The organism is Cellulosimicrobium sp. 22598, assembly GCF_052044445.1.
GTDB lineage: Bacteria > Actinomycetota > Actinomycetes > Actinomycetales > Cellulomonadaceae > Cellulosimicrobium > Cellulosimicrobium cellulans_G.
Genome location: NZ_JBQEMZ010000010.1, coordinates 19,745 through 40,340 on the forward strand (window position 1 = coordinate 19,745; position 20,596 = coordinate 40,340).

General features: G+C 75.1%; 22 protein-coding genes. 13 read left to right on the forward strand and 9 right to left on the reverse strand.

Going from position 1 to position 20,596, the window contains the following annotated elements:
• The first annotated feature begins 113 nt into the window (after positions 1 to 113).
• The 3 genes from ACTJIY_RS12170 to fbaA all read left to right on the forward strand — a co-directional run bounded on the left by ACTJIY_RS12170 (position 114) and on the right by fbaA (position 2,851).
• A complete protein-coding gene (locus tag ACTJIY_RS12170; protein ID WP_440674049.1) occupies positions 114 to 953 on the forward strand; it encodes an SDR family oxidoreductase in 840 nt (279 codons plus the stop codon).
• A gap of 23 nt (positions 954 to 976) precedes the next feature.
• Positions 977 to 1,759, forward strand: a complete 783-nt coding sequence (locus tag ACTJIY_RS12175; protein WP_440674145.1) for a TrmH family RNA methyltransferase — start codon at positions 977 to 979, stop codon at positions 1,757 to 1,759.
• Between the two features lie 69 nt (positions 1,760 to 1,828).
• Positions 1,829 to 2,851, forward strand: a complete 1,023-nt coding sequence (gene fbaA, locus ACTJIY_RS12180) for a class II fructose-bisphosphate aldolase (RefSeq protein ID WP_253055145.1) — start codon at positions 1,829 to 1,831, stop codon at positions 2,849 to 2,851.
• 141 nt (positions 2,852 to 2,992) lie between these two features.
• On the opposite strand, the gene ACTJIY_RS12185 is transcribed toward fbaA, so the two are convergent.
• Entirely contained in the window at positions 2,993 to 3,418 is a 426-nt protein-coding gene (locus tag ACTJIY_RS12185; protein ID WP_440674050.1) for an STAS domain-containing protein, read from the reverse strand.
• Between the two features lie 138 nt (positions 3,419 to 3,556).
• On the opposite strand from ACTJIY_RS12185, the gene ACTJIY_RS12190 reads away from it, so the two are divergent.
• On the forward strand, positions 3,557 to 5,779 hold the full coding sequence (locus ACTJIY_RS12190; RefSeq protein ID WP_440674051.1) for a SpoIIE family protein phosphatase: 2,223 nt from the start codon (positions 3,557 to 3,559) through the stop codon (positions 5,777 to 5,779).
• Positions 5,780 to 5,806: 27 nt separating this feature from the next.
• On the opposite strand, the gene ACTJIY_RS12195 is transcribed toward ACTJIY_RS12190, so the two are convergent.
• Positions 5,807 to 6,169, reverse strand: coding sequence for an STAS domain-containing protein (locus ACTJIY_RS12195; protein ID WP_047233594.1), 363 nt, complete (start codon positions 6,167 to 6,169; stop codon positions 5,807 to 5,809).
• 75 nt (positions 6,170 to 6,244) lie between these two features.
• Positions 6,245 to 6,679, reverse strand: a complete 435-nt coding sequence (locus tag ACTJIY_RS12200; RefSeq protein ID WP_087470930.1) for a DUF3151 domain-containing protein — start codon at positions 6,677 to 6,679, stop codon at positions 6,245 to 6,247.
• Between the two features lie 305 nt (positions 6,680 to 6,984).
• On the opposite strand from ACTJIY_RS12200, the gene ACTJIY_RS12205 reads away from it, so the two are divergent.
• Positions 6,985 to 8,271, forward strand: coding sequence for an adenylosuccinate synthase (locus tag ACTJIY_RS12205; RefSeq protein ID WP_047233596.1), 1,287 nt, complete (start codon positions 6,985 to 6,987; stop codon positions 8,269 to 8,271).
• Positions 8,272 to 8,358: 87 nt separating this feature from the next.
• The gene (purD, locus tag ACTJIY_RS12210) at positions 8,359 to 9,681 is read left to right on the forward strand and encodes a phosphoribosylamine--glycine ligase (RefSeq protein WP_440674052.1); all 1,323 of its coding nucleotides are present in this window, start codon (positions 8,359 to 8,361) and stop codon (positions 9,679 to 9,681) included.
• A gap of 147 nt (positions 9,682 to 9,828) precedes the next feature.
• Here the strand turns inward: purD and ACTJIY_RS12215 are convergent, their stop codons facing one another.
• Positions 9,829 to 11,424, reverse strand: a complete 1,596-nt coding sequence (locus ACTJIY_RS12215) for a ricin-type beta-trefoil lectin domain protein (protein ID WP_440674053.1) — start codon at positions 11,422 to 11,424, stop codon at positions 9,829 to 9,831.
• 372 nt (positions 11,425 to 11,796) lie between these two features.
• Here ACTJIY_RS12215 and ACTJIY_RS12220 point away from each other — a divergent pair, with 372 nt between their 5' ends.
• Positions 11,797 to 12,741 (forward strand): phosphoribosylaminoimidazolesuccinocarboxamide synthase, encoded by a 945-nt coding sequence (locus ACTJIY_RS12220; RefSeq protein ID WP_440674146.1) that lies wholly within the window; start codon positions 11,797 to 11,799, stop codon positions 12,739 to 12,741.
• Here ACTJIY_RS12220 and ACTJIY_RS12225 read toward each other — a convergent pair.
• Positions 12,719 to 13,096: an HNH endonuclease signature motif containing protein gene (locus tag ACTJIY_RS12225; protein ID WP_253055150.1), complete on the reverse strand. Its 378-nt coding sequence runs from the start codon at positions 13,094 to 13,096 to the stop codon at positions 12,719 to 12,721. The two genes, ACTJIY_RS12220 and ACTJIY_RS12225, sit on opposite strands and share 23 nt — an antisense overlap.
• Before the next feature lie 173 nt (positions 13,097 to 13,269).
• Here ACTJIY_RS12225 and ACTJIY_RS12230 point away from each other — a divergent pair, with 173 nt between their 5' ends.
• From ACTJIY_RS12230 to ACTJIY_RS12255, 6 genes are all read left to right on the forward strand, one after another.
• Positions 13,270 to 13,644 carry a PadR family transcriptional regulator gene (locus ACTJIY_RS12230; RefSeq protein WP_253055151.1) on the forward strand — a complete coding sequence of 125 codons (375 nt, stop codon included), beginning with the start codon at positions 13,270 to 13,272 and terminating at the stop codon, positions 13,642 to 13,644.
• Positions 13,641 to 14,213 (forward strand): hypothetical protein, encoded by a 573-nt coding sequence (locus ACTJIY_RS12235; protein WP_253055152.1) that lies wholly within the window; start codon positions 13,641 to 13,643, stop codon positions 14,211 to 14,213. Before ACTJIY_RS12230 ends, ACTJIY_RS12235 begins: the two co-directional genes overlap by 4 nt.
• Before the next feature lie 187 nt (positions 14,214 to 14,400).
• Positions 14,401 to 14,688 carry a phosphoribosylformylglycinamidine synthase subunit PurS gene (gene purS, locus ACTJIY_RS12240; RefSeq protein ID WP_087470936.1) on the forward strand — a complete coding sequence of 96 codons (288 nt, stop codon included), beginning with the start codon at positions 14,401 to 14,403 and terminating at the stop codon, positions 14,686 to 14,688.
• Positions 14,688 to 15,407, forward strand: coding sequence for a phosphoribosylformylglycinamidine synthase subunit PurQ (gene purQ, locus ACTJIY_RS12245; protein ID WP_253055153.1), 720 nt, complete (start codon positions 14,688 to 14,690; stop codon positions 15,405 to 15,407). The genes purS and purQ overlap by 1 nt, the downstream gene beginning before the upstream one ends.
• Positions 15,408 to 15,417: 10 nt before the next feature.
• The gene (locus tag ACTJIY_RS12250) at positions 15,418 to 16,569 is read left to right on the forward strand and encodes a GNAT family N-acetyltransferase (protein ID WP_440674054.1); all 1,152 of its coding nucleotides are present in this window, start codon (positions 15,418 to 15,420) and stop codon (positions 16,567 to 16,569) included.
• A gap of 71 nt (positions 16,570 to 16,640) precedes the next feature.
• A complete protein-coding gene (locus ACTJIY_RS12255) occupies positions 16,641 to 16,952 on the forward strand; it encodes a hypothetical protein (RefSeq protein ID WP_253055155.1) in 312 nt (103 codons plus the stop codon).
• Here the strand turns inward: ACTJIY_RS12255 and ACTJIY_RS12260 are convergent.
• The 4 genes from ACTJIY_RS12260 to ACTJIY_RS12275 form a co-directional block, all read right to left on the reverse strand.
• The gene (locus ACTJIY_RS12260) at positions 16,939 to 17,811 is read right to left on the reverse strand and encodes an LLM class flavin-dependent oxidoreductase (protein WP_353707453.1); all 873 of its coding nucleotides are present in this window, start codon (positions 17,809 to 17,811) and stop codon (positions 16,939 to 16,941) included. The two genes, ACTJIY_RS12255 and ACTJIY_RS12260, sit on opposite strands and share 14 nt — an antisense overlap.
• 42 nt (positions 17,812 to 17,853) lie before the next feature.
• Positions 17,854 to 18,861: an MBL fold metallo-hydrolase gene (locus ACTJIY_RS12265; protein ID WP_440674055.1), complete on the reverse strand. Its 1,008-nt coding sequence runs from the start codon at positions 18,859 to 18,861 to the stop codon at positions 17,854 to 17,856.
• 11 nt (positions 18,862 to 18,872) lie between these two features.
• Complete coding sequence (locus ACTJIY_RS12270) at positions 18,873 to 19,361, reverse strand: DUF7832 domain-containing protein (RefSeq protein WP_440674056.1); 489 nt, start codon at positions 19,359 to 19,361, stop codon at positions 18,873 to 18,875.
• 140 nt (positions 19,362 to 19,501) lie between these two features.
• On the reverse strand, positions 19,502 to 20,566 hold the full coding sequence (locus ACTJIY_RS12275; protein ID WP_440674057.1) for an LLM class flavin-dependent oxidoreductase: 1,065 nt from the start codon (positions 20,564 to 20,566) through the stop codon (positions 19,502 to 19,504).
• Between the last annotated feature and the right edge of the window lie 30 nt (positions 20,567 to 20,596).

Below are 20,596 nucleotides of genomic sequence, written 5' to 3' on the forward strand. Positions count from 1 at the left end.
CACCAGCGTAGTGGGGGCCGGGCACCCGCCCCCGACGGCGGGTGTGCTCCGGCTGTGAAGGTCCCGCGCGGCCCGTCTGCCGGTCGGGACCGGCGCCGGGCAGAATGTCCGGCATGGCGAGCATCGCGGTGGTGGGCGGGACCGGCGCGGCAGGCCGCGCCGTCGTGCAGGAGGCCGCCGCGCGCGGCCACGAGGTGCGCGTGCTCTCGCGGCACGCGCCCGACGACGACGCGCGCGTCCCGGGCACGGCGCACCACCGCGTCGACCTCCTCGGGTCCGACGGCGCCGTCGTCGCGGCGCTCGACGCGGCGCTCGCCGGGACCGACGCCGTGGTCGACGCGAGCAACGGGATGTCGCCGGGGGCGATGAAGGTGTTCACGGTCGGGGCGGGCCGCCTGGCGGAGGCGGCGCGCCGCGCCGGGACGGGCCGCGTCGTCGTGCTCTCCATCGTGAACGTCGACCAGGGCGACTACGCGTACTACCGCGCGAAGGCCGAGCAGGAGCGGGTGCTGTCGGCGGGCGGCGTCCCGACGACGGTCGTGCGCGCGACCCAGTTCCACGAGTTCCTCGAGATCTTCCTCGGGCGCGACGGGCGGCTCGGCCGGTGGGCTCGCCTCGGCCTCCTGCCCGTGCCGCGCGGGGTGCGGTTCCAGCCGATCGCGCTCGCCGACGTCGCGCGGGCGCTCGTCGACGCCGCCGAGGGGACGCCGCCCGCGGGCGGCGTGCCGGGGCCGGGGCCGGACGCGACGACGGTGACGATCGGCGGCCCCGAGGTCCTCGACGCCCGCGACATGGCCCGCGCGTGGCGCGCTGCGCACGGCGCGCGCCGCCCCGTCGTCGGGGTGCCTCTGCCCGGGCCGCTGGGCGAGTTCTTCCGCGCGGGCCGCAACCTCGTGCCCGAGCGCCGCTACGGGACGCTCACCTACCGCGACTGGCTCGGGTCCCGCGCGTGACGCCGTCCGACGCCCCGCGCGAGGTGCCGCCCGGGGCGCGCCCCGCCGTCGGGCACGACGGCGAGCACGCCGAGGACCGCGCCGAGGAGCGGGAGGTGGGGGTCGGGCCGTGGCCCGGCGGGCCGGACGCGTGGCCGCGCGTCCCGGACCCCGAGGGCCCGCCCGGGGCGACCCGCGTCGACCCGCGCTACGACCCCGAGCTGCTCGCGCACGGCGACCGGCGCAACGTCGTCGACGCCTACCGCTACTGGACCGTCGAGGCGGTCGTCGCGGACCTCGACGCGCGCCGCGACCCGGCGCGCTCCCTGCACGTCGCGATCGAGAACTGGGCGCACGACCTCAACATCGGCTCCGTCGTGCGCACGGCGAACGCGTTCAACGTGGCGGGCGTGCACGTCGTCGGGCGGCGCCGGTGGAACCGTCGCGGCGCGATGGTCACCGACCGCTACCTCCACGTGCACCACCACGCGTCCGTCGACGACCTCGCGACCTGGGCCGCGGGGGAGGGGCTGCCGCTCCTGGGCATCGACAACCTCCCGGGCTCCGTCCCGATCGAGGGGTACGCGCTGCCCGCGTCGTGCGTGCTGCTGCTCGGCCAGGAGTCGACCGGGCTGACGCCCGAGGCGGTCGCCGCGTGCCGCGCCGTCCTGCACATCACCCAGCACGGCTCGACCCGATCCCTCAACGCCGGGGCGGCGGGCGCGATCGCCCTGCACGCGTGGGCCGCGCAGCACCTCGCCCCGGGCGACGGCGCGACGGAGGGCCGGGCCGTGGTCACGCGGCGACCACAGGTCGAACGGCCCTGACCCTGCGCTGTCATCCATGCCAGACTTTGACCTGACAGTCCACCCCGCACGACTCCACAGGAGCTCCGCATGCCCATCGCAACCCCCGAGGTCTACGCCGAGATGATCGACCGGGCGAAGGCAGGCTCGTTCGCCTACCCGGCCGTCAACATCACCTCGTCGCAGACCATCACCGCCGCGCTCCAGGGCTTTGCCGAGGCCGAGTCCGACGGCATCATCCAGGTCTCCGTGGGCGGCGCCGAGTACGGCTCGGGTTCGACGGTCAAGGACCGCATCGCCGGTTCGCTCGCGCTCGCGGCGTACGCGCGCGAGGTCGCGAAGAACTACCCGGTGCAGATCGCGATCCACACCGACCACTGCGTCAAGAAGAACCTCGACTCGTGGGTCCGCCCGCTCCTGGCCCTCGAGGCCGAGCAGGTGAAGAACGGCGGCCTGCCGACCTTCCAGTCGCACATGTACGACGGCTCCGACGTCCCGCTGGACGAGAACCTCACGATCGCGGCGGAGCTCCTCGAGCTCTCGCAGGCCGCGCGCACGATCCTCGAGATCGAGGTCGGCGTCGTCGGCGGCGAGGAGGACGGCCACGAGGCCGAGATCAACGAGAAGCTCTACACCACGGTCGAGGACGGCCTCGCGACGGTCGCGGCGCTCGGCACGGGCGAGAAGGGCCGCTACCTGACGGCCCTCACGTTCGGCAACGTGCACGGCGTGTACAAGCCGGGCGCGGTCAAGCTCCGCCCGGAGATCCTCAAGGAGATCCAGGACGCCGTCGGCGCGAAGGTCGGCAAGGCGAACCCGTTCGACCTGGTCTTCCACGGCGGCTCGGGCTCCACGGCCGAGGAGATCTCGGCCGCGGTCGACTTCGGCGTCATCAAGATGAACATCGACACCGACACGCAGTACGCGTTCACGCGTCCGGTCGTCGGCCACATGTTCTCGAACTACGACGGCGTCCTGAAGGTCGACGGCGAGGTCGGCAACAAGAAGGCCTACGACCCGCGCGCCTGGGGCAAGCTGGCCGAGGCCGGCATGGCCGCCCGCATCATCGAGGCGTCGCAGCAGCTGCGCTCGGCGGGCAACAAGATCCGCTGACGCCCCGAGAGCCGGCGCTGCGCCGGCTCCGGACGCGCGAAGGCCCCCGGTCCGTACGGACCGGGGGCCTTCGTCGTGGGTCGTGCCGGTGGGATTCCGGTGACGCCGGGTCGTGACCCGTGCGGCAGGGTGGCGCCGGCCTCAGTCCGTGGCGTCCGCGCCGTTGCCCGGAGGCTCGTCGAGGTCGAAGCCGGGGTCCACGTCGACGATGTCGAGCAGCTCGCCGATGCGGGTCACCTCGAGGAGGAACCGGACCGTCGGCGGAGCGCGCAGGACGCGGACCCGGTGCGGGCCGCGCGACGCGAGACGCGCGAGGAACGCCACGCCGGACGAGTCCATGAAGGTGACGTGGTGCGCGTCGATCTCGACGGGGAGCCCGGAGTCCTCCGCCGCGGCGGTCGCCTCCTGGAGGTCGGCGCCGAGGTCGGCGTCGATCTCGCCCGAGAGGACGATGCGGGCCCGCGTCGTCCCCACGATGACGTGCACGCTCGCCGGGTCGCCCGCCCCGGCGGGGTCGCCGGCGACGCCGACCGGACGGTCGGCGGCCGAGGGTGTACCTTCGCGCACCGGCGCTCCTCTCTGCGTGGTCCCGACCCGTTCCGGTCTCGGGAAGCACCAATCTACGGTTGAATGTCCAGTCGGGACAGTAACGCGACCGTGGCGTCCGGATCCAGACGATCGACGCACGGACCGTCGGAGGTGACGATGGGCAGCTCGCCGGGGCTCGGCACCGACCTGCCCGCGCACGTCCAGGAGCTCTGCACGCGCGCCATGGAGGGCGCCGGCGTCGCGATGTTCGTCACCGGCCCCCGCTCGGACGAGATGCCGATCGTGTGGGTGAACGCCGCGTTCGAGCGCCAGACCGGGTTCGCCGCGGCCGAGGTCGTCGGCCGCAGCCCCCACGTCCTCGAGTCGCTCCTGTCGGAGCCGGTGGACGCGCAGGAGCTGCGCACGGCCATCGCGGAGGAGCGCGAGATCACGCACACGGTCCGCGCGCTGCGCCGCGACGGCTCCCCGGTGTGGACGCAGCTCTCGCTCGCCCCGCTCGCCGGCCCGGACGGCACCGTCACCCACTGGGTCGGGGTGCAGGTCGACGTCTCCGAGCACCTCGAGCGGTACGCGGCCCAGGTCGCGTCCCTCGCGCTGGAGCGGCGCGAGCGGGCCGTGCTCGACGTCGTCTCCCGCAGCTCGGACCTCCTCGCCGACCTCGACCAGCCGTACGCGCTGCGTGACATCACCGAGCTCCTCGCGGGGTACGTCGTCGACTGGGCCGGCTTCTACCTCAACGACGACGGGCTCCGGTACGCGGAGGGCGTCGACACGGCAGCGCCCCCGAGCGGCCGGGGTCAGCGCCACGGCCGCTACACGCCCGGCGCGTTCCCGGTCGCGCCCGGCCTGCACACGACCGACGCGCTCGGCGACTCCGCGGCCGTCACCGGCTCGGTGCCGCGCGTGCGCCTGGTGGACGTGCCCGACCGCGTCCAGGACGTCCTGGACGGGCGCATCGAGGGCCCCGTCACCCTCGACCTCTCCTCGACGTACCCGCAGTGGTCGGCCTCCGGCTGGCTCCAGCGCGACCTGCACCACCGGCTCGCCGGCCTGCCGCACCGTCCGGGCTCCGTGACGGTCACGGCGGTCCCGGGTCGACGCCGCATCCTCGGCCTGCTCGTCACGGGCGACGCGTCCGACGTGGGGCCCCACCGGCTCGGCACCGAGACGGAGGCGCGCGAGGGCGTGCGCACGCTCCTGCAGGTCATCGCGCGCCGCGCCGGCACCGCGATCGACAACGTGCGGCTCTACGCGCGCGAGCACCGCCTCGCCGAGACGCTGCAGCGGGCGATGCTGCCCGAGCAGGCCGACGTCACCGGGCTCGACGTCTGGACCTACTACGCGCCCAACTCCGAGCACGCCCAGGTGGGCGGCGACTGGTACGACGTCCTGCAGATCGCGCCGGACGTCGTCGGGCTCGTCATCGGCGACGTCGTGGGCCACGACGTCGAGGCGGCGGCCGCGATGGGCCAGCTCCGCTCGGTCGTCCGGTCGTACGCGTACGAGCTCACGACGCCCGGGCCGGTGCTCGAGCGCGTCGACCAGCTCGTCCAGGGCATGCGCATCCCGCGCTCCGCGAGCCTCGTGTACGCGGCGCTCACGCAGCCGGACGCCGCGCAGCCCGAGGACGCGTGGCGGATCGAGTACTCGCGCGCCGGGCACCTGCCCCCGCTCCTGCTGCGCGACGGCACGGTGACCCAGCTCGACGACGCCGGGGGCGCGCTCGTCGGGTTCGGCGGCCGGAGCCGGTCGACGGGCGTCGCGGCGCTCGCGCCGGGCGACACGCTCGTCTTCTACACCGACGGGCTCATCGAGCGCCGGGACCGCGCCCTGCGGGTGGGGCTCGAGGCGCTCGTCGCGGCGTCCGAGGCCGTCACGGCCGTCGACGCCGCGGGCGTGGGCGAGGAGCTGCTGTCCCGCCTCGCGGACGCCCCCGAGGACGACGTCGCGCTCGTCGTCGTGCGCATCCCCGACCCGGTGCACGACGCGTCGGCCGTCGTGCTGAGCCCGCGCAGCCGCCGCTGGCTCCTGCCGAGCGAGCCCGCGTCGATCGGGCGCGCGCGGCACGCCGTCGTGCGCACGTGCCAGGCGTGGGGCGTGCGCGACAGCGCGAACGCGGAGCTCGTCGTCTCCGAGCTGGTGGCGAACGGCGTCCTGCACGGCTGGGGGCACCTCGCGCTGCGCCTCTTCGACACGGGCGACGGCATCCGCGTCGAGGTGGAGGACTCCAACCCGGCGCCGCCCGTCCCGACGGACGGGCACCCGAACCGCATGGGCGGGTTCGGCATGCAGATCGTCGAGCGGCTCGCGGACTGGGGCTGGCGCCCGACGGCGTCCGGCAAGCTCGTCTGGGCGACGCTGCGGCCCTCCGGGCGGTAGCCGGTCGTCGCCGAGGAGACCCGACCGTCAGGCCGGGGGCTCGACCTTTGCGAAGCCGGACGGCGGCGTCGCGGGCTCGCAGCGGTGGTCGGAGTCGATGCGGAAGAGCTCGAGCGCCCCGCACACCTCCAGCACGAACAGGTCGCGGTCGTCGCAGCCGCGCAGCACCGTGGCGCCGCCGCGCTTGCGCCCCGAGTCCGCGAGGGAGATGAGGAACGCGGCACCGGTGGAGTCCATGAACGTCACGCGGCACATGTCGATCACGAGGAGCTGGCGGCGCAGCCCGACGACGCGGGCCGCGATCTCCGGGAACTGGTCGCGCTCGGCGAGATCGAGGTCTCCGGCGATGACGAGAGTCGTCGTCGCGGGGGAGGTGGCGATCTCGATCATGTCGTCGACTCTAATCGTCGCTCGGGTGGGTCGCGCGCCCACCGCCCCTGCACGGCGGTCGCGCGACCCGGGCCGTCAGCGCAGCGCGCGGACCTCGTCGGCCGACGTGCCGGAGTCGCGCAGGAACTGCTCGCAGCGCTCGGCCTCCTCGACCTCGCCGATGTACGCCGCGCACTCCGCGAGCGCGAGCAGCGCCCGCAGGAAGCCCTGGTTCGGGACGTGGTCGGCGGGGATCGGTCCCTGACCCCGCCAGCCGGCCCGGCGCAGGGAGTCGAGGCCCCGGTGGTACCCGGTGCGCGCGAACGCGTAGGCCGTCACGGCGCCGCGGGACCCGTTCTCGTGGAGGAAGTCCTCGGCGAGGTACGCCCACGCGAGCGAGCTCGCCGGGGTGCGGGCCGCGATCTCGTACGGGTCGCCGTCGGCGGCGATGGCGTCGCGGACGTGCGCGAAGTCGTCGGGGAGGCGGACCGGCGCGGGGCCGTCGAGGAGGTTCGCGTGCGTGTCGCTCATGGAGCCATTCTGCCCGCCCGGGATGCGCCCGGCACCGGAACGTGCCGAACCCGGGGTCGCTCCCCACGCGGGCCGCACGATGAGGAGCGATCACGGGGTCGGCGGACGCGCCGTGGACGACGGACGCCCGAAAGGTCAATGGCCGGTAAACTCGGCGCCGGTCCCCGGGTGACTGCCGCCCGGGTGACGCCTCGGGCCCGCGGGCCCAGCGCCGTCGGGCACGACCTGCCCGCTCCGCTCCGGACGCCGGTGCGCCCACGACCATGACCGGCCCGAGGAACAGGCAGTGCGAAAGTGGGGATTCCATGCCAGGCGTGGTGCTCGTCGGTGCCCAGTGGGGCGATGAGGGCAAGGGCAAGGCGACCGACCTCCTCGGCTCCCGGGTCGACTACGTGGTCAAGTTCAACGGCGGCAACAACGCCGGCCACACGGTCGTCATCGGGGACGAGAAGTACGCGCTCCACCTGCTGCCGTCGGGCATCCTGTCCCCGGGTGTCACGCCGGTCATCGCGAACGGCGTCGTCGTGGACATCGAGGTGTTGTTCCAGGAGCTCGACGACCTGATCTCGCGCGGCGTGGACGTCTCGCGCCTGCTCGTCTCGGGCTCGGCGCACGTCATCGCGGGCTACCACCGCACGATCGACAAGGTGAGCGAGCGGTTCCTCGGCAAGCGCCGCATCGGCACGACCGGCCGCGGGATCGGCCCGGCGTACGCGGACAAGATCAACCGCGTCGGCATCCGCATCTGGGACCTGTTCGACGAGAAGATCCTCGCGGAGAAGATCGAGGGCTCGCTCGACCAGAAGAACCACCTGCTGGTGAAGGTCTACAACCGCCGCGCGATCACGGTCGACGAGACCGTGGCGGAGCTGCTGCAGTACGCCGACCGCCTCAAGCCGATGGTCGCGGACACGGCGCTCGAGCTGAACAAGGCGCTCGACGCGGGCAAGAACGTCCTCTTCGAGGGCGGGCAGGCGACGATGCTCGACGTCGACCACGGGACGTACCCGTTCGTCACGTCGTCCAACGCGACCGCGGGCGGCGCGCTCACGGGCTCCGGCGTCGGGCCGACGCGCATCAGCTCCGTGATCGGCGTCATCAAGGCGTACACGACGCGCGTGGGCGAGGGCCCGTTCCCCACCGAGCTGTTCGACGCGAACGGCGAGTACCTGCTCAAGCAGGGCGGCGAGTACGGCGTGACCACGGGCCGCGCGCGCCGCTGCGGCTGGTACGACTCGGTGATCGCGCGCTACGCGACCCGCGTCAACGGCATCACCGACATGGTGCTCACCAAGCTCGACATCCTCACCGGCTTCGAGAAGGTGCCGGTGTGCGTCGCGTACGACGTGGACGGCGTCCGGTACGACGAGATGCCGCTCGACCAGACCGCGTTCCACCACGCGAAGCCGATCTACGAGGAGCTCGACGGCTGGTGGGAGGACATCTCCGGCGCCCGCACGTTCGAGGACCTGCCGACGAACGCGCAGCGCTACGTGCTCGCGCTCGAGGAGATGTCCGGCACCCGGATCTCCGCGATCGGCGTCGGCCCGAGCCGCGACGCGATCATCCCGCGCCACGACCTCATCCACTGACGCCTCGTCGCCGAGCCGACGACGGACGCCGACCACGGCCCGGACGCCCCGCGGGGTGTCCGGGCCGTCTCGGTAGACTCGGCGCCCGTGAAGATCCTCGTCGTCGGGACCGGTGCCCGCGAGCACGCCATCGTCCACGCCCTCGCGCACGAGGCCGACCGCCCGGGCGCCGAGCCGCACGAGCTGCACGCCGCCCCCGGGAACCCCGGCATCGGGGACCTCGCGACGCTGCACGCGGTCGACCAGAACGACGGCGCCGCGGTGGCCGCGCTCGCGACCGGCCTGGGCGTCGACCTCGTCGTCGTCGGCCCGGAGGCGCCGCTCGTCGCGGGCGTCGGGGACGCGGTGCGCGAGGCGGGGATCCCGGTGTTCGGGCCCAGCGCCGAGGCGGCGCGGCTCGAGGGCTCCAAGGCGTTCGCCAAGGACGTCATGGCGGCGGCGTCCGTCCCGACGGCGCTCGCGCACGTCTGCACCGACGTCGACCAGGTCGCGGCCGCGGTCGACGCGTTCGGCGCCCCCTACGTCATCAAGGACGACGGCCTCGCCGCGGGCAAGGGCGTCGTCGTCACGGAGGACCGGCAGGCCGCGCTCGAGCACGCCGCGGCGTGCTTCGCGACCCCGCGCCGCGCCGCCGACGGCACGCCCGAGGACCCGCGCGTGGTCGTCGAGGAGTACCTCGACGGCCCGGAGGTCTCGCTCTTCTGCGTGAGCGACGGCGCGACCGTCGTCCCGCTCGCGCCGGCCCAGGACTTCAAGCGCGCGTTCGACGCCGACGCCGGTCCCAACACGGGCGGCATGGGCGCCTACAGCCCGCTCCCCTGGGCGCCGGAGGGCCTCGTCGACGAGGTCGTCACGCGCGTCGCGCAGCCGACGATCGACGAGATGGCGCGCCGCGGCACCCCGTTCGTCGGCGTCCTGTACGTGGGGCTCGCGCTGACGAGCCGCGGCACGCGCGTCGTCGAGTTCAACGCGCGGTTCGGAGACCCGGAGACGCAGTCCGTGCTCACGCGCCTCGCGACGCCGCTGTCCGCCGTGATGCTCGCGGCGGCGCAGGGACGCCTCGCCGAGATCGGTGCGCTGCGCTGGCACGACGACGCGTCGGTCACCGTCGTCGTCGCGGCGCACGGCTACCCGGGCGCCGTGCGCGGAGGCGACCCGATCACGGGCATCGACGCGGCGGAGGCCGTCGAGGGCGTGCACGTGCTCCACGCGGGGACGTCGCGCGGGGACGACGGCGGCCTGGTCGCCGCGGGCGGCCGCGTGCTGTCGGTCGTGGCGCGCGGCGCCGACCTGGCCGAGGCGCGCCGTCGGGCGTACGCCGCGGTCGACCGCATCGTGCTCCCGGGCTCGCACCACCGCACGGACATCGCGGCGAAGGCCGCCGCGGGCGAGGTCAACCTCGCGGGCTGACGCCCGCCGTCGGGCCGCCCGCCGACCCCGACGCGCCCGGGCGCCCGTCGAGCACGACCTCTCCCGCCGTTGAACACGACATGGCGGTCGCTTTCACGCTGATAACGACCGCCATGTCGTGTTCGGCGCCCTGGGGGGTGGGTCCTGTCAGGCTCGGTGCCACTTCTGGGCCGCGGTGCCGTTGCACGTCCAGATCTGGAGCTTCGTCCCGTCGGTGCTGTTGCTGCTCGGGACGTCCACGCACTTGTTCGCGAGGACGGACACGAGGTCGCCCGCGCCGCTCAGGACGAACTGCTGAGCGGGGTTGCCGCTGCAGTTCGCGAGCTGCACGGCGGTCCCGTCGGCCGTGGCGGCCCAGGCCACGTCCATGCACTTGCCACCCGCGCGGACCGTGCCGTCGGGCTCGAACGTCCAGCGCTGCGCGCTCGTCCCGTTGCAGGTCCAGAGCTGGAGCCGCTTGCCGTCGCTGAAGTCCGAGCTCGGCACGTCGATGCACTTGCCCGCGAGCCCGACGAGCGCGCTGCCCGAGCCGCCGCCCGTGGTGACGAGGGACAGCCCGTACGCCGAGAGGATCGGGTTCACGGGCTGGTAGATGAACTTGCCGCCGTTCGAGCAGTCGTTGATGCGGCCCGACGTGACGCCCTGCGCCTGGTTGCCCGAGATCACGGAGCCGCCGGAGTCGCCGCCCTCGGCGCACGCGGAGCCGCGCACGAGCCCGGGGATGTCGCCGTTGCCGTAGTTCACGGTGATGTTCTTCTGCTCGATGACGCCGCAGCGCCAGCCCGTCGTCGCGCCGGACCGGCAGACGGACGCGCCCACGGGCGCCTCGGCGGACCCGGCGACGTCGACCGTGCCGCCCGCGTAGTTGTTCACGCGGGGGACGGGGGTGAACCCGGCGTCGACGCGCACCCAGGCGTAGTCGTGGCCGGGGAACGACGCCGCCTGGACCGTGCCCATGCGCGCCCAGCTCGCCGTGAGCACCTCCTTGCCGGCGGCGCCGCAGTGCCCGGCCGTGACGAAGCCGCCCTGGACGGCGAAGCCGATCGAGCATGCCGAGCCCGACGACGCCCCGGGGTCCCGCGTGATGTACCGGTCGCCGCCGCGCACGTCGGCCGCGAGCTCGTACGGTGCGTCGACGACCTCGGTCCGTACGGCCGACGGGTCGACCCCCGACGCGGCGACGAACGCCTCGGCCGCGCCGGCGTCGAGCGACTCGACCACGACCTCGTTCGTCGTCACGTCCACGTACCAGGCCTGGACGGCGTCGGGCGTCGCCGCGTGGTCGAGGTCCGCGGCGAGCGCGTCCAGGTCGGCGAGGCTGTGCTCGACGACGACGGCCTCGGCGCCGGCCGCCTCGACCTCCGGGACGGCGGAGGGGTCCGTGACGGCGACGACGGGCGTCGCGGCGTCGGCGTCGACCCACGTGCCGGCGTACGCCGCGCCCAGACCGCCGCTCAGCGACTGCTCGACGGCGCCTGTCGCGGCGTCGAGCGCGAGCCGGTCGGCGACGCCGGCCGCGTCGAGGCCCAGGTCGCGCTCGAGCGCGTGGAGCTGGCCGGGGGACAGGTCGTCCGGACTCGGGACGGGCCCGGCGAGCAGCGCGGGCGCCGCGCTCCCGGCGGACGTCGGGGTGCCGGCGGGTGCGCTCGCGCTCGCGGCCGTCGCGAGCCCGACGCTCGCGACGACCACCCCGATCCCGGTTGCTAGCGCTGTCAGGCGATGGTGCATCGTGCCGTGGTGCATCGTTGCCTCCTCGGTGCGGATGTCGCCCTGCCGTCGTCGGCAGGGCCGGGACGGCGGTGCAGGCGCCCCCGAGGGGGTCGCTCCGATGCGTGCCCCCGACGGTGAGGGAGCGCTCCCACGACCGTCCTGAGGGCACAGTAGCGACTTCCGCGACGTTCGTCGCGTCCGGGCTCGGCGGCGGTCCTCGTCCCGTGCTGTCGGGTGCGGTCGGCCCGGCGCCCGACGGGACGCCGGGCCGGGCCGCCTCTCGGTGGTGGGCGGGGAGGGCGACCTGTCGTCGGACACGGTGCCGCGCCGGTGGAGGGCGGTGCGAGACTAGGGGCCGTGACCGACACCCCTCAGGATCCTGCCTCGGCCCTCTCGCTCGGCGAGGTGGACGCCCTCGACACCGCGGCGCTCGACCTGCCCGGCTGGACGCACGTGTACTCCGGCAAGGTGCGGGACCTCTACGCACCGGACCTGCCCGCCGTCGGCGGCGTGCACCCGCTCGGCGACGTCGTCCTCGTCGTCGCGAGCGACCGGGTCAGCGCGTACGACCACGTGCTGTCGCCCGGGATCCCCGACAAGGGCGTCGTGCTCACGCAGCTCAGCCTGTGGTGGTTCGAGCAGCTCGCCGACCTCGTGCCGAACCACGTGGTGTCGACCGAGGTGTCGTCGGAGCCGGGCGACGGCCTCGTGCCCGACGTCGTCGCCGGCCGCGCGATGATCTGTCGCCGCCTCGACATGTTCCCCGTCGAGTGCGTGGCGCGCGGCTACCTCACCGGCTCCGGGCTCGTCGAGTACCGCGCCGGGGGAGAGGTCTGCGGCGTGCCGCTGCCCGCCGGGCTGGTCGACGGCTCGCGCCTGCCCGAGCCGATCTTCACGCCCGCGACCAAGGCTGCCGTGGGCGAGCACGACGAGAACGTTTCCTTCGACGTCGTCGCGGAGCAGATCGGCCTCGACGACGCCACGCGCCTGCGGGAGCTCACGCTCGCCGTCTACGCGCGCGCCGAGCAGGTCGCGCGCGAGCGCGGCGTGATCCTCGCGGACACCAAGCTCGAGTTCGGCGTGGACCCGACCACCGGCCGGACCGTCCTCGGCGACGAGGTGCTCACGCCCGACTCGTCGCGGTTCTGGCCCGCGGACCAGTGGGAGCCGGGGCGCGCGCAGCCGAGCTACGACAAGCAGTTCGTCCGCGACTGGCTCGTGTCGCCCGCATCCGGGTGGGACCGCGCGTCCGACACCCCGCCGCCCTCGATCCCCGCAGAGGTCGTCACGCGCACCCGCGCCCGGTACCTCGAGGCGTACGAGCGGCTCACGGGCTCGACGCTCGGCTGAGTCGTCGGGCGGTCCGGGCGGCGCCCGGGCGCACGTAGGTGTGCCCGCTCGGCGCGGTCCACCGGACCGAGCCGTCGGCGAGCAGGGCGGGCCGCCAGCCGTCGCGGGCACGGACGACGCGGTGGTGCCGGCAGAGCGCGACGAGGTTGTCGGCCTCCTGCGCGGCGGCCGCGGCGGCGTCGTCCGCGCCCGGCCGCGGTGCCACGACGTGGTCGAGGTCGCAACGGAACGCCGGGACGCGGCAGCCAGGGAAGACGCAGGTCTCGTCGCGCGCGAGGACGCGCGCGACGGTCCGCGGCGACGGTCGTGCCCTGCCGCGCTCCATGGCCGGGGCGAGTGCGAGCGGTGCTGCCACGCGGACCTCCCTGCGTCGTCGAGCCGTGGTTCGTGCGAGGGCGGGGAAGGGGCAGGACCCCGCCCTCGCACCGTGCCCGAGCGTGCGTCTCGAACACGTGTTCGACTCTAGCGGCACCCTCCGACACGCGTCGAGGGTTGGCTCTATGGGTCGTCATCCGATATATATCGTTCATGGCACCGAGCCCTCCCGCGTTCCGCATGACCGAGCAGGCGTACCTCGTGCTGCTCTCCCTCAGCGCGGAGCCGCGGCACGGGTACGCGGTGATCCAGGCCGTGCGCGAGCTGTCCGACGGCCGCACCCGGCTCGGGGCCGGCACCCTCTACGGCAACCTCGACCGGCTCGTGGCGGCCGGGCTCGTCGAGCCGACCGGCGAAGAGGTCGTCGACGGCCGCCTCCGGCGCTACTACCGCGCCACCGACGACGGGCGCCGCGCGGCCCGGACGGAGACCCTCCGCCTCGCCGAGCTCGCCGAGCGCGCGCGGCGGTCCCTGGAACGCCACGGCCCGGCGGGTGCCGCCGACGGCCTCGCGGGGAGCGGCGCGTGAGCGCGGGCGGCGCGGACCGGTACGAGCGGTCCGCCCGGTTCTGGCTCCGCGCCTACCCGCCGCGCTGGCGTCGCCTCCACGGCGACGAGGCGCTCGCGGTCCTGTTCGACCTCGCGCCCGCACCCGACGACGCCGGGGCGCCGCACGGCATCGGCGCGCGCGAGGCGTGGGGGCTGGTGCGTGCGGGCTGGGCGCTGCGCCGGCGGGAGCACCCGCCGCTCGGGCGCTGGTTGCTGTACCGGCTGTTCGACGCCCGGCCGCCCGCGCGCTACTGGTGGTGGGTGGCCGACGACATCCACGGCGTGCTCTACCCCTGGCGCGTGACCATGACGGGGCTCGGGACCGCTCTCGCGATCTTCTACGGCTGGCCGGTGCTGGCGCAGCTCCTGTTCTCCGACGACGTCACCAGGCCCGACCTCTGGCTGATCCTCCTGTGGTGCGGGACGTTCCTCGGCGGAGGGCTCCTCTTCCGCCGTTCGCACGTCGCGCGAGCGTGGCGCAAGCACGTGCTCGACGGCAACATCCCCGTGGACGTCCCGGCAGACCCGCCGCGGGCAGCCGGGGCCTGAGCCCGGCAGCGCCGTCGTGCCACGGTGCGGACGGCCGCCGGACGTCGCCCGGGCGCCCGGTAGACTGGGCGCGGAATCCCGCCGTCGGCTCCCGCTCGTCCCGTCCCACCGACCGTCCTCGACGGCCGTGACGTGGTCGGGATCCCGGAGCCCCGGCCCTCCCGAACTCTCTCGCCAAGGAGCCCCCGTGGGACGCGTCGTCGTCGAGGTCATGCCCAAGCCCGAGATCCTGGACCCGCAGGGCAAGGCCGTCGTCGGGGCGCTGCCGCGCCTCGGCTTCACCCAGTTCACGTCCGTCCGCCAGGGCAAGCGGTTCGAGCTCGAGGTCGACGGCCCGGTGACGCCGGAGATCCTCGCCGCCGCCGAGGAGGCCGCGGTCAAGGTGCTGTCGAACCCGGTGATCGAGGACGTCGTGCGTGTCGCCGACATCGAGGCCGACGCCGCCGCGACGATCACGTCCGAGGGGCTCGCCTGATGAGCGGCGCGACGCTCGCGACGGCGCGGATCGGCGTCGTCACCTTCCCCGGCACGCTCGACGACCGCGACGCGGCGCGCGCGGTGCGCCTCGCGGGCGGCGAGGCCGTGTCGCTGTGGCACGCGGACGCCGACCTGCACGGCGTCGACGCGGTCGTCCTGCCCGGTGGCTTCTCCTACGGGGACTACCTGCGCGCGGGCGCGATCAGCCGCTTCGCGCCCGTCATGGAGTCGATCGTCGACGCGGCGGCGGGCGGCATGCCGGTCCTGGGCATCTGCAACGGCTTCCAGGTCCTCACCGAGGCCCACCTGCTGCCCGGCTCGATGGTCAAGAACGACCACCTGCACTTCATCTGCCGCGAGCAGGTCCTCGTGGTCGAGAACGCCGAGACGGCCTGGACGCGCGACTACACGGTCGGCCAGCGCATCACGGTCCCGCTGAAGAACCAGGACGGGCAGTTCGTCGCGGACGACCGCACGCTCGACGAGCTCGAGGCCGAGGGTCGCGTCGTCTTCCGCTACGACGGCTGGAACCCGAACGGCTCGCGCCGCGGCATCGCCGGCATCACCAACGCCGCGGGCAACGTCGTCGGCCTCATGCCGCACCCCGAGCACGCCGTCGAGGCGGGCTTCGGGCCCGCGAACGAGGCCGGCCCCCGTGCCGGCACCGACGGGCTCGGCTTCTTCACGTCGGTCCTGGGCGCGCTCGTCCACGCATGACCGGGTCGGCGTGACCGGCGCGCGCTCGCGCGTCCTGCCCGACGGCGTCGGGGGCCCGGGCACGCGCGTCACCGTCGAGGCGGTCCCCGGGGACGACGCCGCGGCCGAGCTCCTGCGCACGCGTCAGCAGGCGGAGCTCGCCGCGCGGTACGGCGAGCCCGACGCGGGCGCGTTCGAGCCCGAGGCGTCGGTCGCGAACGTCGTGGTCCGGGCGGGCGGCGAGCCGGTCGCGTTCGTCGCGCTGCGCGACGTGTCGGGCACGCCCGACGGCCGCGGCGGGACGCACCCCGCGCGCACCGGGGAGGTGAAGCGCCTCTGGGTCGAGCCCGACCACCGCGGCCGCGGTCACGCGCGCACCGCGATGCGGGCCGTGCACCGGCACGCGGTCGTCGCCGGGCTCGAACGCGTGGTCCTGGAGACCGGGACGCTCCAGCCCGAGTCGATCGACCTCTACCTCGCGCTCGGGTACGTCCCGATCGAGTCGTACGGCCACTACGCCGGGCACCCGCTCTCGCGCTGCTTCGCGCTCGACCTGAGGGCCGCGTGCGGTCCGGGCGTCGGCACCGGCACCGCGGACGAGACGTCGGCGACGAGCGGCCGGCTCGGGGCGAGCATCCCGCGGGCGACCGTGGGCCCGAGCGAGCCCGCGAGCGTCGCTGCCCGTGAGGTCGTGGAGGTCCGCCCCGTCCCGTGGGACGACCCGGACGCGGCAGCACTGCGCCGGGAGATGCACGAGACGTCGTCCGCCGTCCTCTACCCCGAGCTGTTCGGCGGGCTCGACGCCGCGGGCGGGTTCGACGCGGTCGACGCGCGCCTGGGCGACGACGTGGTGACGACCCTCGTCGCCTACCGGGACGGGGAGGCCGTCGGGTGTGCGTCGCTGCGTCGCCCCGCACCCGGGGCGCCCACCGACGCGCTCGAGGTGAAGAAGGTCTACGTGCGCCCACGGGCACGCAGGACCGGGACGGCCCGCAGGCTCCTCGACGGGCTCGAGGCCGTCGCGCGCGAGCGCGGGGCGGCCCGGCTCCTGCTCGAGACGGGGATCCGCCAACCGGGCGCGATCGCGCTCTACCGCTCGCTCGGGTACCGCGCCGTCCTCGCTTTCCCGCCGTACGTCGGCGACAACCACGTCGCGCTCTGCTTCGCGAAGCCGCTGGTCTGAGGGTCGCACCAGGGGATTCTCGGGGTCGTGCCGGATATGCCCGCGGTGTCCGCCTCCGCTAGGGTGTCCCCGTGATCCCCCTCGCGACCGGTGCCTACTCCGTGGCCTCCGTCGTCATCGAGCTCCTCGGCTGGGTCGCCGCGGTCGCGTCGCGGGTGCCGGGCCGGGTCGGGGTCCTCGCGGGCGAGCTGCGCGAGACCGCCGTCGAGTGGGGGCTCCCGGTCGGCGACGTGTCCGACCTCTACGCCGCCTTCCCCGTGCGCCTCGCGCTCGCCGTCGGGGCGGTCGCGCTCGTGTGCGCGGTCGTCGCGCTCGTGCACGGCCTCCGGGAGCGTCAGCGCGCCGGCGGGTCCACCGACGCGTCGCGCGTCAGCGGGCGCTGAGCAGCGGCGCGACCTCCCGCCCGAGGAAGCGGACGAACCCCTCCACGTCCGGCTCGTCCGCGGTCGGCTGGACCGCGACGGCCGTCGCGCCCGCGTCCGCCAGGGCCAGGACGGCTGCGGCGATCGTCGCGGCGTCGCCGCCCGCGCCGATGCCCTGACCCGCCTCCTTCCCCCACAGCGGCACCTCGCGGTCGACGCGCTCCTGCGCGCCGGGCCCGGTCGCCGCGATGAGCGTCGCGTGGACGTCGAAGCCGTCGACGGCTCCGCCCGCGCGTGCCGCGTCCGTCGCGACGCGCACGTCGTCCGGGGTGAGCGCGTTCGCGAGGATCAGTCCGTCGCCCAGCTCTCCCGCCAGCGCGAGCGAGCGGGGACCCACGCCCCCGAGCCACAGGGGGACGGGCTGCGTGGGAGGCCAGTCGAGCCGCACGTCGTCGAGCGTGACGTACCGCCCCGCCGTCGTGACCTCCTCGCCCGCGAGCAGGCTCCGCAGCGTCGTGGCGTGCTCGCGCAGCAACGTCAGCGGTGACGCGACACGGACCCCCGCCTGCCCCATCCACTCCTGCACGCCGTGGCCGACGCCCGCGACGAGCCGTCCGGGGAACATCCGGGCGAGCGTCGCGACCTCCATCGCGGTGATCGTCGTGCTGCGCAGCGGGGCCGGCATGAGCCCGATGCCGACGCGCACGTGCTCGGTCCAGGCCAGCGCGGCGGCAGCCGACGCGAGGCCCGACTGCTTGAAGCAGTCCTCCCACACCCAGAGGTCGTCGAGGCCGGCCTCCTCCGCGGTCGCGGCGAGCCGCCGCAGGCTCTCCGGGGCGTGGGTGGGCACGAACGCGATACCGAGCCGTGGTGTCGTCATGCTCGTCATCGTGCCGGACGCCACCGACACCCGGCCGTCCGCTCAGCCGTCGTCGCGGCGAGCGCGTGACCTGCCGCGGGCGGACCGTCGTGCGAGCTCGTCGGCCCGCGCCAGGAAGGCGAGCTGCGCCGCGACGGACTGGCGTGCCGCGGCGAGGACGGACGGGTCGACGTCGGCGTAGACGCGCGCGACGACCCGCTCCACGGCGTCGTCCGCACCCGCGGTCAGGCCGAGCGCGGCGAGCGTCGCCCGGACCTGGGACAGGCGCTCGAGCCGGTGCGCGCGGTACGCACGCACCCGTTCCGCGAGGTCGTCGACCACCGGCCCGTGGCCGGGGAGCCCCGTCGTCCGGCCCGGCCCCGCGGCGGCGACGGCCTCGATCGCGTCGAGGCTCGCGAGGTACGCGCCGAGGGAGCCGTCGGGTGCGGCGATCACCGTCGTGCCGGTCCCGAGCACGGTGTCCCCGGTGAGGACCGTCGTGCCCGACGGCGGCCCCGCGTCGCCGGCGGCGGTGTCACCCGACCGGGTGCCGCCGGGCGGCACGTCGCCGAGGGTCGCGTCGCCGAGATGCTGGTCGGCGGGTGCCTCGCCGTCCGGGCGTGCGCCGCCCCGGGCGAGGTCGCCGGGCGTGGTGAGCGGACCGTCGTCGGGCAGGACGAGGCAGACCGAGTCGGCGGTGTGGCCCGGGGTGGCGCGCACGACGACGCGCAGCCCGGCGGCCTCGATGACCTCGCCGTCGCGCAGGGGCGAGCCACCGTGGCAGTGCGCCGGGTCCGCGGCGCGCACCGGCGCCGCGGTCCGCTCCCGCAGCCCGGGAGCCCCGGCCGTGTGGTCGGCGTGGCGGTGCGTGACGAGCACGAGCTCGACAGGCCCGGCCGCGGCCAGCGCGTCGAGGTGCACCGCGTCGTCGGGCCCCGGGTCCACGACGACGCACGTCGCCGACCCGGGCGCGCGCAGCACGTACGAGCACGTGCCGTCGAGCGTCATCGGGCCCGGGTTGTCGGCGCGCAGCACCGCGGCGAGCCGGGTCACGGGCGTGGGCGCGGTCATCTCGGGCCGTCTCAGGCGCGGTGCCGCAGGACCGACGGGCGCCCCTCGTCGTCCCACTGGGAGAAGCGCGCGTCGATGAGGGGGCCGACGAGGTCGTACGTCTCCCACGTGTCCGGCACGCGGTACACGTCCTCGGGCTCGCCGTCGCCGGGGCTCACCGCGTCGACGTAGTCCTCCAGGTAGAGGCCGCCGTCGTCCTCGTCCTCCTCGTCGCCGGCGTAGTACGCGCTCGCGAAGGCCGCGCCGACGGCGTCGAGGTCCTCGTCGACGAGCCTGCCGTCGCACACGTCGAGCACGAACGCGCCGGGCGTCGTCCTCCGGTCGCGCAGCGCGGCGAGCTCGTCCGCGGCGTCGTCGGCGAGCTCCTCGGAGACGTGCCCGCCGAGCACCGCCCACGCGAGGAACATGCCGATGTGCGTCGCGCCCGCCTCGGGGCCGGCCTCCGGCGGGTACCCCTCGCCGTCGGAGTGCCAGGCCGCGTCGTCGTACGTCGTCGTCATGCGGTGACGCTACAGCCTCCCGCCGACCACGACATGAGGGTCGATATCCCGCGGATCACGACCCTCATGTCGTGTTCGACCGCGTGCCAGGTCGTGTTCGGCAGCGAGGCGGGTGGATGGCCCGACGGGCGGTCGGCGGGTCAGGCCGCCGGGTCGCCGGCGAGGGCGGCCGCGAGGAGCTCGAGCGTGCGGGTGCGGCCCGGGGTGGAGTCCAGCGCTTCGTCGGCGCGCGACGCCGCGACCGGCACGATCATCACCTCGTCGACGCCGTGGCGCTCGGCGAGCCGGCGGACCTCGGCCGCGGCGTCGTCGGGCGTCCCGACGGCCCAGCGGCGCAGGCTGTCCTCGACCATCTGCCCGGCCGCACCGTCGAGGGGCGCCGCCAGGGCCTCCTCCACGGTCTCCAGCGCGGTGAGCGGCTGACCGGTGCGCAGCCGCGACATCATGCGCGCCTGCGGGAGCGCGCGGGCGCGCGCCTCGTCCTCCGTCTCCGCCACGACGGCGTTGAGCGTGAGGAACGTGCGCGGCTCGGGGAACGCCTCGCTCGGGCGGTAGCCCTCGCGGTAGAGCGCGAGGATCTCGTCGACGCCCTGCCCGGAGAAGTGGTTGGCGAACACGTAGGGCAGCCCGAGCTCGGCCGCGAGGCGCGCGGAGTAGTCGCTCGACCCGAGCAGCCAGACGGTCGGTGCGCCGTCGGCGGCGGGGGTCGCGTGCACGTCGTACACCTGGCCGCTCGTGAGGCGCAGGGTCGCGCCCTGCGGGCTCATGAGCGCGAGGATGTCGGTCACGTGCTGGGGGAACCGGTCGACGTCGGCCGTCGGGCCGGTGATGCGCAGGAGCTGCGTGACGACGGGGTCGGAGCCCGGCGCGCGGCCGATGCCGAGGTCGACCCGGCCGGGGGCGATCGCCTCGAGCGCCGCGAACTGCTCCGCGACGACGAGCGGCGCGTGGTTGGGGAGCATGACCCCACCCGAGCCGACCCGGATGCGGTCGGTGACCGACGCCGCCGCGGCGATCATGACGGGCGGCGTCGACGCCGCGACCGCGGGCATGTTGTGGTGCTCGGCGAACCAGTAGCGCTCGTACCCGAGCCGGTCCGCGAGGCGGACCAGGTCGAGCGACGCCCGCACCGCCTGGGTGCTGGACTGGCCCGAGCGGACGGGCACGAGGTCGAGGACGGACAGGCGGGGGGTCTGGGTGCTCACCCTCGTGCCAACCGGCGACCCCCGAGCCTC